This is a genomic window from Enterococcus sp. AZ020 (genome assembly GCF_050499205.1).
Taxonomy (GTDB): domain Bacteria; phylum Bacillota; class Bacilli; order Lactobacillales; family Enterococcaceae; genus Enterococcus_L; species Enterococcus_L dunnyi.
The window spans coordinates 1,757,653-1,771,455 of the sequence record NZ_JBIPAT010000001.1; the positions used below are offsets into that span (position 1 = coordinate 1,757,653).

The 13,803-nt window shown below is 36.8% G+C and carries 13 protein-coding genes; 11 read left to right on the forward strand and 2 right to left on the reverse strand.

Annotated features, from left to right (window positions below; genetic code table 11):
- Positions 1-391 precede the first annotated feature (391 nt).
- The 3 genes from IGI58_RS08565 (at position 392) to IGI58_RS08575 (ending at position 2,591) form a co-directional block, all read left to right on the forward strand.
- Complete coding sequence (locus IGI58_RS08565; protein ID WP_429953789.1) at positions 392-874, forward strand: hypothetical protein; 483 nt, start codon at positions 392-394, stop codon at positions 872-874.
- Between the two features lie 34 nt (positions 875-908).
- Positions 909-1,562, forward strand: a complete 654-nt coding sequence (locus IGI58_RS08570; RefSeq protein WP_429953788.1) for a hypothetical protein — start codon at positions 909-911, stop codon at positions 1,560-1,562.
- A gap of 564 nt (positions 1,563-2,126) precedes the next feature.
- Positions 2,127-2,591 (forward strand): hypothetical protein, encoded by a 465-nt coding sequence (locus IGI58_RS08575; protein WP_429956321.1) that lies wholly within the window; start codon positions 2,127-2,129, stop codon positions 2,589-2,591.
- 254 nt (positions 2,592-2,845) lie between these two features.
- Here IGI58_RS08575 and IGI58_RS08580 read toward each other — a convergent pair whose 3' ends face one another.
- Entirely contained in the window at positions 2,846-3,523 is a 678-nt protein-coding gene (locus IGI58_RS08580) for a hypothetical protein (RefSeq protein WP_429953786.1), read from the reverse strand.
- 445 nt (positions 3,524-3,968) lie between these two features.
- Between IGI58_RS08580 and IGI58_RS08585 the strand changes: the two genes are divergently transcribed.
- Positions 3,969-6,206: a glycoside hydrolase domain-containing protein gene (locus IGI58_RS08585; RefSeq protein ID WP_429953785.1), complete on the forward strand. Its 2,238-nt coding sequence runs from the start codon at positions 3,969-3,971 to the stop codon at positions 6,204-6,206.
- Between the two features lie 142 nt (positions 6,207-6,348).
- Positions 6,349-6,957 carry a hypothetical protein gene (locus IGI58_RS08590; protein WP_429953784.1) on the forward strand — a complete coding sequence of 203 codons (609 nt, stop codon included), beginning with the start codon at positions 6,349-6,351 and terminating at the stop codon, positions 6,955-6,957.
- 404 nt (positions 6,958-7,361) lie between these two features.
- Here the strand turns inward: IGI58_RS08590 and IGI58_RS08595 are convergent, their stop codons facing one another.
- Positions 7,362-8,069: a GntR family transcriptional regulator gene (locus tag IGI58_RS08595; protein ID WP_429953783.1), complete on the reverse strand. Its 708-nt coding sequence runs from the start codon at positions 8,067-8,069 to the stop codon at positions 7,362-7,364.
- Positions 8,070-8,335: 266 nt separating this feature from the next.
- Here IGI58_RS08595 and IGI58_RS08600 point away from each other — a divergent pair, with 266 nt between their 5' ends.
- The 6 genes from IGI58_RS08600 (at position 8,336) to kduI (ending at position 13,800) form a co-directional block, all read left to right on the forward strand.
- Positions 8,336-9,229 (forward strand): PTS mannose/fructose/sorbose transporter subunit IIAB, encoded by an 894-nt coding sequence (locus IGI58_RS08600; RefSeq protein WP_429955334.1) that lies wholly within the window; start codon positions 8,336-8,338, stop codon positions 9,227-9,229.
- A gap of 451 nt (positions 9,230-9,680) precedes the next feature.
- Complete coding sequence (locus tag IGI58_RS08605; protein ID WP_087640526.1) at positions 9,681-10,469, forward strand: PTS mannose/fructose/sorbose/N-acetylgalactosamine transporter subunit IIC; 789 nt, start codon at positions 9,681-9,683, stop codon at positions 10,467-10,469.
- On the forward strand, positions 10,453-11,262 hold the full coding sequence (locus IGI58_RS08610) for a PTS system mannose/fructose/sorbose family transporter subunit IID (RefSeq protein WP_225535296.1): 810 nt from the start codon (positions 10,453-10,455) through the stop codon (positions 11,260-11,262). Before IGI58_RS08605 ends, IGI58_RS08610 begins: the two co-directional genes overlap by 17 nt.
- Positions 11,263-11,287: 25 nt before the next feature.
- A complete protein-coding gene (locus IGI58_RS08615) occupies positions 11,288-11,932 on the forward strand; it encodes a bifunctional 4-hydroxy-2-oxoglutarate aldolase/2-dehydro-3-deoxy-phosphogluconate aldolase (RefSeq protein ID WP_429953782.1) in 645 nt (214 codons plus the stop codon).
- Between the two features lie 4 nt (positions 11,933-11,936).
- Positions 11,937-12,944 (forward strand): PfkB family carbohydrate kinase, encoded by a 1,008-nt coding sequence (locus tag IGI58_RS08620; protein ID WP_429953781.1) that lies wholly within the window; start codon positions 11,937-11,939, stop codon positions 12,942-12,944.
- 13 nt (positions 12,945-12,957) lie between these two features.
- On the forward strand, positions 12,958-13,800 hold the full coding sequence (gene kduI / locus IGI58_RS08625) for a 5-dehydro-4-deoxy-D-glucuronate isomerase (RefSeq protein WP_087640530.1): 843 nt from the start codon (positions 12,958-12,960) through the stop codon (positions 13,798-13,800).
- Positions 13,801-13,803 lie beyond the last annotated feature (3 nt).

Below are 13,803 nucleotides of genomic sequence, written 5' to 3' on the forward strand. Positions count from 1 at the left end.
GATATTTACGATAGCTTTTGCAAGGTAAACATTGAAAATCAGTAGCGCTAAATAACACTGTCATAATCCTTAGTAAGCTATACGGAGTTATTTAGCGCTATCGATAAAGTTTCTTCTTTAAATGGGCTACTTAAGAGGGATATGTTGACGCATATATCTGTTGTCGTTTAGCCTATGTAAAAAAACTAGAGCGTAGGAGTAAAAGTGATCATGTGCAGCTGCGCAGTGATCGCTTTTTTGTGTAAAATATTTGAGATATGACACAATTTCTTATTGTCGATTCGGTTATCACCAAAATGTATATTTTGATATACTTTTTGTATTTTAAAATAGCATATGGTATTATTTGTTATAATAAAAGTATCACAAACTATGTGAGGAGATGTTGAATATGAAACGCAAATCAATAGGTATTTTAGCAGTTTCTGTATCGATTGTCTTATTGGGATTAACTTTTGTATTTAGTAAAAATATTTCACAATCTAAAGGTATGGATAAAGTTTTGACTAGTGAGGAGAAATTAAACATAAATTCGGAAGTTGATTCTAGCACAATAAGTAGTACCGTGGAAGAAGAATCAATTGTTGATTTTAAAGGGATGAATGGTGAACAGATTTATAATATCTTCAAAGGTCATACAGCTAAAGAAACTGTAGATTTATTAGATGAATTTAATGAAGATTCGGATCGAATTGTTGTTACTTCGCTAGGAGAAGTCTTAAAGGGGGTAATTGATTTTAAAACTGAAAATTCTAATATTAGAAAAATTGATACGACTACTGATCCCCACGGGATAACAGTTCACGAGCTTAAAGCGTTGATTGAGGCTCATAAAGAGGAAATAAATGCATTGGCTAATAAACAGAGTCAATAAGTTTATGTATATATATTAAAAAGGGGAGTGTAAAATGAAAAAAATAATGTTTACTATTTTATTGGGTGGAGCAGTTTTAGGTTTCAATAAGCAAGTATGGGCTGCAGAGTATAAAGCCCCAGAAAAAGTAGCTGATGTACCAGTAGAAGATGTTGCTTTTATAGGATTAGAGGATACGGATAAGGTTGTGAAATTATCAGACGGTACTTTTTTACATGGAGAAGCTACTATAGGAAAGTTTGGACTAGGTGAGAATGATCTGACTGTTATTAATAGTGAGACAGCACCAAATGCTGTCACAGTCGAAGTTGCAAAAGAGATTTTAGAGAAAGATAAGGAATCTAATGCTACGAAACCTACACCGCGAGGTATTGTGTCGTCGTTTAATTATAAGGGCCTTGGGCATGGGGCTTCTGTATCAGGTCATTTTGCGAGAAATAAAGGTTGGAATTCTTTGAACACAGTTTATCAATCTACCGCGAATGGTCCATACTTGAGATATTATTCGGGCTATGATTCTGCAATGGTAGGTACTGCTCAACAAGCAACACAAACATTTTCAGGAAGACTGTCAGGAACATTGTTGCCAGCAAATTCATATAACTATTATCTTGGAACAAATACCATGTACACATATTATGGAAGTGCACCAAGTCAATGGCAAGCATATCAAATCATCAATATTTAATTTAAATAGTTTGACTATTTTAAAAGCTCTTTATATGGAGCTTCAGACTGTAGACAAAAAGGAGTGGCTTGATTGCCAACTTCTTTTTTTTACGTTACAAATTTTATAATAGGGTATAGCTAAAAGTGATCAGGGGTAGCTGCATAGTAATCTCTTTCTTTGAGTAAGTATACATGCGAAACATTTGAAATCTGACACAACCTTGTTTAGTCATATTTAATAAAAAAACACATTTGGAATGTTGGATGCTCCAGGCATTTCCTGACTGGACATTTTTTGCGGCTAAGTTTAAATAGTAGAGAAATTGCATTAGATATCTTAAAAAGAGGTCTAAATCATTATGATTGCGAATATGATCAAAAACAATGAAATAGTCAACTGTACAAATAGGCTGGAAATAGTGTAACAGTATTAGTTGTTTATGAAACTGCAATAAGAGTATAAAATGACCTATTGCTAATATTTTCTAAATAGATTGTATTTGCCAAAAGAAAATAATATGTTACAATTGAAATGAAAAATATGGGTTTTGAAATCAAAAAACACGAAGGAGGTTATACAATTATGAGAATAAATAAGAGAACCAAAATATTTTTTGGAAGTGCTGGGATATTGTTGACTTTAGCTACTTTATTTTTTAATGGTCTTATTATACAAGCTACAGTTAGTGGTAAAGAGACTGTGCATGTCGACAATCAATTATATAAACAAACTGAAAAGAGAGAACCGGTTATGATAGAGAAAATTTCGTCAATGGAGAACCCGACTGTCGTAGCAGCATTAGAAGATGCTGAAAAATTTGGAGTTGATATTTGGTTTAGTGGTGAATATTCTTATGGAAACTACGATGATACACACTCTCTACTTTCTATGTCAGGATCTTACTTACATGGTGAGATATACATAGACGACACTGGTGAGAAGTTAAATACTGATACGGATCCTGATGCAGCTAAGTTAGGAGATATTCGTGAAGCTGTTAGAAAATATGCTGAACAGAGAGGTATCAAAATTAAGCTTGATCAATAGATTAAAATATTACTATTTAAGGGATAAATGGAACTCTTGTGTATATTTAGACTATGATGAGTAGCTAGTAGTTTTGGAGTAAAGATATTTCATAATCAACTCTCTTCTTTAAAAAATTAAATAAATAGAAATTGTAAAACCAACAAGGGTAATTCCTTGTTGGTTTTACAATTTCTATTTATATTAGTTTTTATTAAAACAATTTGAAAAAATAAAATAATTGAGTGATATCTTATTTTAAATCTAAACAGTTACTATTTATTTATAACTTTCAAGAATTGCTTTCCAACTCCGTGAACATTGCTCATCACTCGATCAAAGTAAGTATATATTGTATTAGTGCCGGCAAAATATCGAGAGGTATCTTTTGCCAGAATAGTTCCAGCCATTCTACCATTGAAAGATGATGTAGCTTGCTGTGCTGAACCAACTAGTGCTGAATCATTCCCAGTTGAAAATAATAAATATGGCCCACCTGTATTTGGTGCAGCGTAATAAACAGCAGGTAGTGAATGCCAACCAGGAACCATGTCAACCCAACGTTGAGCATAGGCATTGGTGCCAAGTTTGATTACTTTGAATTCTGGTGTAACTCCTCTTGCTAATCGTGGATTCAGATTTTCAGTATAGCCTTCTTCTATAAGCTCTCTAGCCTCCTCAACGGTTATTGAATTTGGATTCGTTTCGCTATTTAGTTCAACTCCTGAGTCTAAATCATTTTCGTTATAATAGGCAGTGGCTTCGCCGTTAAGAAACGTGCCGTCAGGCAATTGAAGGACCTTATCATCAGAATTTAATTCGGCAAAAGGCTCATCGGATACCAAGGCTTCCTGTTCCTCAGAAGAAATAGCTCTATAAGCAGCAGCTTCTGCTTTCTGGCTGAATAAAAATAGTGTGGTTACTGACATGGCAAAAATTAATGATTTTTTCATTTTTAAAACTCCCCTTTTTCATTTTTTATTACTACATTGTTAATTGTATCATTAGTAAATAATAAACACAATAGCTTGTATTTTTAAAAAAATGTTAAATATAAGTATTTATTTGTCTTTTAAATATCTGAGATATTCAGTACTGCTTGGCAAGGAAAATAAATAATTTCAGTAAAATTGCTTTCGATAAATTTATGTAGTTATCATTATATTATAAATAGCACGTACCTTTATTATGGAGGTGGTCCAAGCTAATGGCAAGCTTATCAAATTATCAATATTTAAATTAAACAGTTTGACTGTTTTAAAAGCTCTTTATATGGAGCTTTTTTTTATGGGAGTCTTTTGAAAGGAATATGAAAATTTAAGACTGAATATCCTTGTTATACTAATTTCATATTATTACGTAATGATATAAAATTTAAAAAGGAAAGTAGGAATTCAGATGGATCAAATGGTTTTAGAAACACAAAAATGGTTGAACAAAACATATTCTTTTGAAACTGGTATGGTACCTCAAGATGGAAAGACTGGTTGGCGAACTATTTATGCTTTAAGAAGAGCGTTACAACAAGAAATGGGGATCACAGCTACTTCGGATAACTTTGGACCTACTACAGAAAGATATTTTAAAGAGAAGGTGGAACCAACATTTAAAGATGGGGGCACACCAAAAGTAAATATCGTAAAAATTTTACAAGGTGGATTTTGGTGTAAAGGAATTAATCCAGGGGTAAGCGGTGTTGACCCTTTAGATGGCAAATATACAAAATATACTAAAGAGGCAGTCTCAGAATTTCAAGAGATGGCAGGATTAAAACCTGACGGGTATTTAACCGCGATGTTGATGAAGGCTTTACTTGATATGAGTGCGTTTGCACTATTAGGTGATCCGAAGATCAGATTGATGCAACAAGAATTAAATAGAAACTACAATGAATATTTTGGCTTACTTCCATGTGATGGAATTTATCAAAGAGATACCAACCGAGCGATTATTTACGGTTTACAATGTGAAATGGGCATGTTTGTTGGTTATGCAAATGGTTATTTTGGCCCTGGCACAACAGTGAGTTGTCCTACGATTAACATTGGACATCCAAATAAAGCGAATATCAAGTTGTTACAGTATGCATTATACGTGAATGATGAATACAAAGGCCCTTTTGATGGAGTATTTACTCATCAGGTTGGAGATGCAGTTCGTAGCTTTAGAAAATTTATGAAGATTGGAGATGTGGAACGAGGAAGTGCAGATATGCCAGTTATTAAAGCATTATTAGCAACTACTGGAGATACTGAACGACCAACAAATGCATGTGATACTTCTATGCAAATTTTAAAACAGTCACATGTAGATATCCTAAAAAATGCGGGATATAACACGATTGGTAGATACTTAACAGGAACTGTTGGAGTTGGTGCGCAAGAGCGACCGAAAAATCTAACCGTGAATGAAATAAATCTATTAAAGAAAAATAATTTTAAAATTTTTCCAATTTATCAGGATGGCGGCTGGTATTTAGAGTACTTTAAAACAGCAGGTCAAGGCTGGACAGACGCTCGTTTAGCAGGGGCTGCAGCAAAATCATTAGGATTCAAAGACCATACAACTATTTATTTTGCCTGCGATTTTGATGTCTTAGGCGATGAAATTCCGTACATTATTGCTTATCTAAGGGATGTTGTTGATTCTATGCGTCAACACTATCCAGAATATAAGGTTTCTTTATACGCACCAAGAAATGTATGCGCACAAGCGACAGACCAGATCGTTCAAATCACTAATTGTTTTGTTTCGGATATGTCTTCGGGTTTTAGTGCAAATTTAGGTTATAAAATGCCAAGAAATTGGTCTTTTGATCAATATCATGAGTACGAGTTACAAGGAATTCCTGTAGATAAAGTTGCGATGTCAGGTCTATTTGATGTTGGACAGAGTACATTTAACGTCCCACAAAATGTCGATGAAAATAATGTATCACTAGAAATAAAAGCAGCGAAAGAAGCAGAAATTGCAAATGAAATTGCTAATCGACTAAAAGCTTTTCGTGAGGTTGTAGGGCTTGATTTTAAATCAGAGATTGAACATACTGTTTATTTTGGACAAATCAAAATGGTTTTAAAATTAGAAAATGAAATTTCAAGTAGTGGGGATGCAGATGCAAAATTTGTTATTAAAAATGGGAAACCAGATATTAAATTTGCTAAAGACTTAGAAGAACTTCAAAATGCATTGGATATTGTAGGTGCTGATGATTCATTAGTAGAAACAATTAATCAGTTGGCTGATATTGCAAACGAAGGAGAAATCAAAGTACGATTCAAAGCTGATTCGTTTACTGAAGTAGGAATGGAAATTTATTTCACAGGAACTTATGTAGTAGGAAATATTGATGGTCAAGACATACCATATGATTTCCAAGTTACTTTAGGAATCTTTGTCGATCCTGGGAAATTGCCACCTGGTATGAATGCAGATGTTGATCGGATTCAAGAGTCTATGAAACGAGTAGATGCACAATTAAGAGTTGCAGGTTTCGTTGGTTTAACAGGGTTAGCATTATGTGGTGGTTTTATTGTTGCGTCAGGTGTTAGCTTTGGAACAGCTGTAGCAACGACAGGTACGTCTATTATTCAATCAGTCGCTAGCTTTTTTGCCACACTGAAAGTAATAGGATGAAGTAAAGGAATATAGGAAAACAGTTGTAGTGTCCACAAAAAGCTATTTTTTGTGGACACTATGTTTTTATTTAGTCGCATTTTTCCTTACAAATTGATATTATTAAAAGAACAACTGTGCAATAGATGGAGGAATGGACAAATTGAAAACGCAAAAATATATTTTTGTAGTATGTAGCATACTTTTTTTTGTGATAACAGGTTGTAGTGATCAGAGGCAATTAGAAGAATATAGAACGAAGCTTTCCAGTGTAGAGAAAGAAATAAAAGAAAATCAACGGTTAGAAAACCACGATTTAGCTACTGAAAAAAAAGAGTATGGGATTAATGAGCGAGTTGTCATAACAAAATCAAATCAGCCATTAGTTGCATTTACAATTACAAAAGCAAGTAGCCGTTTGGATACACTTAGAAACGATGTTATATATTCTGATGAAGTTAAACATGTCATAACAATTAGCGTAACATATGAGAATATAAATTATCCAGACCCGTATGATATGAGATGGACTCTTGTAAGTAACTCGACAATAACAGACAATGAAAACGATATAGTAAATTTGGGTAGTAGACAAAACGATAAAGATATAAATAAAGGTGAAACGAATACTATGACTTTTTCAATCAAAACCAAACAGTTAGCAAGCAAAGTTGATTATCTTACATTTAAGTATTATTATCCTCAAAGTTTACTAAGAGGAACCTATTCGGAAAAGGATTTTTTGATAATCAAGGTGCCAGTTGAACATTGATTGAAAGATAGTTAGTTGGATTAAAAGTTTTTCTTTGTAATATTAGTTTTGGCAAATATAAATGGTTAATTGAATAAGTAAAATGCTCAATTAAGTATAATTTATAGATAAAATTCCGGATGCTTATAGGGTGGAGAATTTGGCTGTCCAATAAAGTGGCTCAAAATAGTTTAAGATAGAAAAAGTTTCTATCCTATTCGTTTCTAATATGCTGATAGCATTTGCTATTAATATATATCTATGTAAATTAAATTATGGATATATCAAAGTGTCTAGAACACTTACTAATAAAAAGATATTTTTATGATTGGAAAAATTTAAAGCTTCTATCATAATGTATCTTTTATTGGCGGTGTCGTATATTTAAAACCCGACTAATAAAAAAAGAAGTAGAGTTCCGAAGATCATTCGGCCTCTACTTCTATTTTTGTTTTGAAATATTTCCAGTGCTTGTAACTCACGATATATTCGGCCACACTGCCATCTGCTAAGTAAGAATGTTTGACCTGTTTGACAGCCGGTTCACGGAAACTCAAATGCAATAAATTCAGCAGCTCCGCATCATCTGGAAAGACGATTTCGTTTGTTTCTACCGAAGCAAGTGAAAATAGATCTACAGCGAAGTCCTTCCTCACCCGTTCATAGACACTGGCATAAGCACTCAAATCTTTAGCGATCGGTTCTTTCATTAATTTTTTAGGTAAATGAGTAATGTGTACTAAAAAAGGATCATCGCCGAAATAGCGGACACGTTTGATCTTATAGTATGAAGCATTTGCTGCTAAACCTAACTCTTTCAAGATTTCGGGTTGATTTTCTTCTTCTACTGAAATGACGTTGACTTTTTCAGAATCTAAAGAATGTAGTTCGATATCTGAAAATTTAACATTCTGAGAGACTTTAGCTTTCGAAACGAAAGTCCCTTTTCCTTGGATGCGGTATAGATAGCCGGCACTAGTCAATTCATTCAGGGCTTTGACCGCAGTGATCGAGCTGACAGAATAGATTCGTTTGATATCCGCTTCAGAATAAAATTTATCACCGGGAATAAATGTATGATTTTTGATTTCATGTAAAAGATCTTGCTTAATCTGTTCATATTTTGGGAGCATGCTTGCTGACCTCCGTTCATATCGTCTAATGTATCAAGCATAACATGTTAATTCATTTTTAGCAATTGCTTCAAAGGTGCATATGTTAACAAAAAACAACAATAAGTTGCTTTAAAAATAAAATTCAATATATTAAGATATTAGGTTTACGGATGACTTGCCATGTGTTATAGTATGTTTATAAGAGACATAACATGTTAAGTAGGGCGACCTGCATTTTAGGAGGGAAATGAGTGGAAAATATTGTATTGATCAGTCATGGCGGCATGGCAGAAGGGGTCAAAGTCAGTCTGGAAATGATCGTCGGGAAGCAAGAGAACGTGCATACCGTTTCATTAAGACCAGATGGGGATAATCTCCAATTTGAAAAAGAGTTAAATGATAAAATGAAAGCCCTTAACGGATCGACGTTGATCATTGCAGACCTATTGGGGGGAACACCGTGTAATGTTGCAGTAAAAAATTATTTGAATGTCGAAGGTGTTGAGATCATTGCTGGCATGACTCTTTCAATCGTGATCGAAGCAGCTGTCAATCAAAAAGCAACGATCAAAGAGTTAGTATGTTTGTCTAGAGAAAATATTGTTGATGTGAAAGCCGGTATGAATCAGGCTGAAAAAGAAATCACCGAAGATAGTAAGGAAAAAGAATTGAGCAACTTTAGTCAATATGCTGGAAAGGAAAATATCGTCAATACACGTATCGATGAACGATTGATCCATGGTCAAGTTGCAGGGATCTGGTCAACAAGCTTAAGCACTCAACGTATCATTGTCGCAAATGATGAAGCAGCTTCCGATCCACTACAAAAATCTTCTTTAAGAATGGCAGCACCAACATCGATGCGTCTATCGGTTCTTCCAGTTGAAGCTGCAGCTGAAAATATTCGTGCAGGGAAATATGGAAAGCAGCGTCTATTCCTATTATTTAAAAATCCGAAAGATGTTTTACGCTTTATTGAAGCAGATGGCCCGATCAAAACTGTCAATGTTGGGAACATGAGTTATAAAGAAGGCGCACGTGAAGTGACGAAGAGCATTCAAGTTTTACCAGAAGAAGAAACGATTTTTGAAACTATTGCTTCAAAAGGAGTAAATGTGACCGCTCAACTCGTGCCGAATGATCCATCGATCGATTTTATGAAGAAATTACGAGGGTAAATCTTAAGGAAGAATTAAGCGATGTGTTTCACTTTTGCTGAGAAACACAGTGAATAGAATGAACTGATGTTGATCATTTATTTATCTAGCTGCACAGGCTAACTTTTCGGAAAAAAGACAAAAATAGAGTGAGCCAAAAAGCGTCTCAATCGATTTTTTCTGTCAAAGCTAAACGAGCCTGTTCCGCTTTTAGAGTTATCTAGCTATACAAATCAATCCTTAGGAAAATAGATAAATTGCCAGTGAAACAAAAAGCGTTTCAATGCCAATTTCCTAATTTTCTACAGGATTAAGCGATTTGTTCCGCTTTTAGAGTTATCTAGTTTCGCGAAACAGTTCCCTCAACAATTAGATAAATCCTCTGAAAGACTAAAAGCGTCTTTAAGATGATTTCCTAAATTGTTCAGGAACTTATCGTTTCGCTACACTTTTAAAATTAGGAGGAATTTTCATGCATTTAGCAGCGTATCAAATTATTCTTATTACCGTTTATGCTTTTATTGCAATCAATGATTCACTTATTTCAAATACGTTGACACAGCCGGCGATTGCCGGAATGATTTCCGGGATGATCATGGGCGATCTAAAAACTGGTTTGATGGTCGGAGGAACGCTTCAATTGATGCGTTTAGGAATCGCCGCATTTGGCGGTGCTTCTGTTCCGGATTATTTTACAGGCGCCGTGTTAGGGACAGCTTTTGCAGTGATTTCCGGTAAAGGTGCTGAATATGGTATCGGTTTAGCGGTGCCAGTATCACTATTGATGCTTCAATTAGACGTTGTCGCTCGTTTCTGTAATGTGTTTCTTTTACATCGAGTGGACAAAGCTATCGACAATATGCAGGTCAAACGGATTCCGCGTTTAGTGTTATCTGGTTCATTTTTATGGGGATTATCTCGTGCGATTCCAATTTTACTGATGTTATTAGCCGGCGATGCAGTTGTGACAACGATCACTGAAAATATGCCGGAATGGTTGATGACAGGTTTGAAAACAGCTGGAGGTGTTCTTCCAGTCGTCGGTGTCGGTATCTTACTGCGTTATCTGCCAACCAAGCAATATATTCCTTATTTACTACTAGGCTTCTTTTTAGCTGCATATCTGCAAGTGCCAATGTTAGGTGTATCTATCGTAGGGATGGTCGCTGCGATGTTAGTCTTTAAACGTGATGGTGAAAAAGGAACAGCAGTAGCTTCTGGTACGAGTGATTTTGAAGGAGGATATGATGGCGATGAGTAATCAAAAACTGACAAAAAAAGAATTGAATGCAATCAGCTGGCGTTATATTTTAGCGAGTCAATTAAACTGGAACTATGAGCGGATGATGAGCTCAGGGTACCTATACGGGATCTTACCTGTATTGAAAAAATTCTACGGACACGATGAAACGCAATTACAAGATATGATGCGCACCCACAACCAATTTTTTAATACGAATGCTATTTTTGGGAATTTGATCATGGGGATCGATGTGGCGATCGAAGAACAAGATGGACATAAAGCCAAAGAAACGATCGTAGCGCTAAAAACAGCCTTGATGGGCTCGCTTGCCGGCGTGGGGGATTCATTATTCCATGTTATTTGGGGAACGATTTTTGGTTCGGTAGCAGGAACACTCGCTCAAAATGGTTCGGTGGTCGGCTGTGTGATCTGGATCATCGCAAACATTGCTCTTTTATTCGGTCGTGCGGCATTATTGCCGCTTGGTTATAAACAAGGGGTCAAATTAGTCACAACATTGAAAGATAAATTATCCGCTTTTACCAATGCTGCAACAGTTTTAGGGGTAACGGTGATTGGTGCCTTGATCCCATCTGTGATCAAAGCGACCGTTCCATTCGTCTATAAAAAAGATGGTGTGGAATTAGTGATCCAAGATACACTGGATGCAATTTTACCTTCGTTGGTGCCGATTTTGCTAGTGCTTTTGACGTACTGGATGTTAGGACAAAAGAAATTAAATTCTACTCGAGTGATCTGGATCATTTTGATCTTATCGATCGCATTGAGCGCACTAGGGATCTTAGGCTAAGAAATTGAGTGAAACAGGTGAGAAAATGAAACGCGTAGAGATTCTATCACGTTTAGAAAAAACAGGAGTTGTCGCAGTGGTCCGCGGAGCGACAAAAGAAGAAGCTATCAAAGCAAGTCATGCCATCGTAGCAGGTGGTCTGACCGGTATTGAATTGACTTTTACAGTTCCTCAGGCGGATGAAGCGCTCAAAGAATTAACGAGCTATTATCAGAATCGTTCTGAAATCGTGATCGGTGCGGGAACCGTCTTAGATGTAGTTACCGCCCGTTTAGCGATCATGGCAGGAGCGGAGTATATCGTCAGTCCAAGCTTCGATCGGGAAACGGCAGAATTATGTAATTTATACCAAGTTCCTTATTTACCTGGATGTATGACGATCACAGAAGTACAGGAAGCATTGAAAAGTGGCGCAGATATCGTCAAATTATTTCCTGGAAGTGCATATGGTCCAAGTATCATTTCTGCATTCAAAGCACCGATGCCTCAAGTCAGTCTTATGCCGACAGGCGGTGTGAGCTTGGCAAATATGGCTGATTGGTTTAAAGCTGGAGCCGTTACAGTTGGTGTGGGCGGCGACTTGCTTGCACCAGCAAGCTCAGGTGATTTTGACCAAGTGACAGCAATGGCGAAGCAATATGCTGCAAAATTAAAAGAAATTAAGGGATGATTAGATGGGAAAAGTCGTTACCTTAGGAGAGATCATGCTGCGTTTTTCGACGCAATCAGGGCACCGCTTGACTCAAAGTGAACAGCTGCAGGCACACTATGGCGGAGCGGAAGCGAATGTTGGGATCTCTTTGGCAAATTTTGGCCATGAGGTCGTATTTGCCAGTAAAGTACCTGACAACGTTTTAGGAGAGGCCGTCCGCAAACACCTGCAGCGTTACCGTGTAAATACAGATTTCTTACTGACTGGCGGTCATCGGCTTGGTACGTACTATCTGGAAACGGGAATCGGTGAGCGGGCAGCCGCGGTCATTTATGATCGGGCTGGTTCAAGCTTTGCTGAAATGGACACACTTGAGTGGGACATGTCTGAATTGTTTCATGAGGTAGATATTTTCCATCTTTCAGGGATCACTCCGGCATTGTCTCCCAAATGGCAGACACTTACGTTGGATTTGGTGAAGCAGGCAAGAAAAGCTGGGTGTAAAATCAGTTTTGATGTGAACTATCGCGGGAAATTATGGAGTCAAGCACAGGCTGGGCATTTTCTGAGACAGGTTTTACCTTATGTCGATTATTGTTCAGCTGGAATATTAGATGCCGTTCATTTACTGGGAATCAACGAAACTCCAACAGCGGATGAAAACAGTACTGCCTTTTATTATCAATGTATGAAACAAGCATTTCCAAACATCGAGGTGTTTTATTCTACAAAACGGACAGTACATTCAGCAAGCGTGAATGATCTGACGGGGACCTTATGGATAGATGGTCAGTATTATGAATCTGAGCTCCATGAACTCGATCCGATCATCGATCGGGTTGGCGGAGGAGATGCTTTTTCCGGCGGTGTCTTACATGGCCTGCTGAAAAAGATGAAGCCACAGGCGATCATTGATTTCGCCACAGCGGCAGCTGCCTTAAAGCATACGGTTCATGGGGACTGCAATCAATTTACTCAAGCAGAAGTCGAGCAGTTTTTAGCTGCCGGTTCAGGAAAAATAAATCGTTAAAGGGAGTCATGACATGCAACAAATGGAAAATAGATATACACATAGTCCGGAGGACATCCGTCACTATTCAACAGAAGAATTACGTAGAGAATTTTTAGTAGAGAAGGTCTTTGCGCCAGGAGAAATCAGCTTGACTTATACACACAATGACCGCATGATCTTTGGCGGAGTGACACCGACAGAAGAGCCTTTGGAAATTGTTTTAACAAAAGAATTAGGTGTAGATTATTTCTTAGAACGTAGAGAATTAGGTGTGATCAATATCGGCGGTCCTGGATCGATCACGATCGACGGACAGACAGAGCCGATGAAAAAACAAGATGGTTATTATATTGGGAAAGAAACGAAAGAAGTGATTTTCCGATCAGATGATCCGAAAAATCCAGCGAAGTTTTACGTAAATAGTGTTCCGGCGCATCATAAATACCCAAATGTAAAAATCAGTATCGATCAAATCAAACCGATGGAAACAGGTGAGTCGCTGTCGTTGAATAAACGCAGAATTTATCAATATATTCATCCAAACGTATGTGAAAGCTGTCAATTACAAATGGGCTATACGGTCTTAGAACCAGGCAGCTCTTGGAATACGATGCCTTGTCATACCCATGAACGCCGGATGGAAGCATATCTGTATTTTGACTATGCAACTGAAGATACACGCGTCTTCCATATGATGGGCAAACCAGATGAAACCAAGCATTTAGTCGTAGACAATGAACAAGCGATCATTTCACCAAGCTGGTCGATCCATTCAGGCGTCGGCACAGGAGATTATACATTTATTTGGTCGATGTGCGGTGAGAATATTACTTATACAGACATGGACATGGTTCCAATGGATCAATTAAAATAGAAA

Coding starts and splice junctions, on each gene's coding strand:
- IGI58_RS08600 (WP_429955334.1), top strand. CDS start 8,336: ATGGCAGAAGGGGTCAAAGTCAGTCTGGAAATGATCGTCGGGAAGCAA.
- IGI58_RS08585 (WP_429953785.1), top strand. CDS start 3,969: ATGGATCAAATGGTTTTAGAAACACAAAAATGGTTGAACAAAACATAT.
- IGI58_RS08575 (WP_429956321.1), top strand. CDS start 2,127: ATGAGAATAAATAAGAGAACCAAAATATTTTTTGGAAGTGCTGGGATA.
- IGI58_RS08565 (WP_429953789.1), top strand. CDS start 392: ATGAAACGCAAATCAATAGGTATTTTAGCAGTTTCTGTATCGATTGTC.
- kduI (WP_087640530.1), top strand. CDS start 12,958: ATGCAACAAATGGAAAATAGATATACACATAGTCCGGAGGACATCCGT.
- IGI58_RS08610 (WP_225535296.1), top strand. CDS start 10,453: ATGATGGCGATGAGTAATCAAAAACTGACAAAAAAAGAATTGAATGCA.
- IGI58_RS08615 (WP_429953782.1), top strand. CDS start 11,288: ATGAAACGCGTAGAGATTCTATCACGTTTAGAAAAAACAGGAGTTGTC.
- IGI58_RS08620 (WP_429953781.1), top strand. CDS start 11,937: ATGGGAAAAGTCGTTACCTTAGGAGAGATCATGCTGCGTTTTTCGACG.
- IGI58_RS08605 (WP_087640526.1), top strand. CDS start 9,681: ATGCATTTAGCAGCGTATCAAATTATTCTTATTACCGTTTATGCTTTT.
- IGI58_RS08570 (WP_429953788.1), top strand. CDS start 909: ATGAAAAAAATAATGTTTACTATTTTATTGGGTGGAGCAGTTTTAGGT.
- IGI58_RS08595 (WP_429953783.1), bottom strand. CDS start 8,069: ATGCTCCCAAAATATGAACAGATTAAGCAAGATCTTTTACATGAAATC.
- IGI58_RS08580 (WP_429953786.1), bottom strand. CDS start 3,523: ATGAAAAAATCATTAATTTTTGCCATGTCAGTAACCACACTATTTTTA.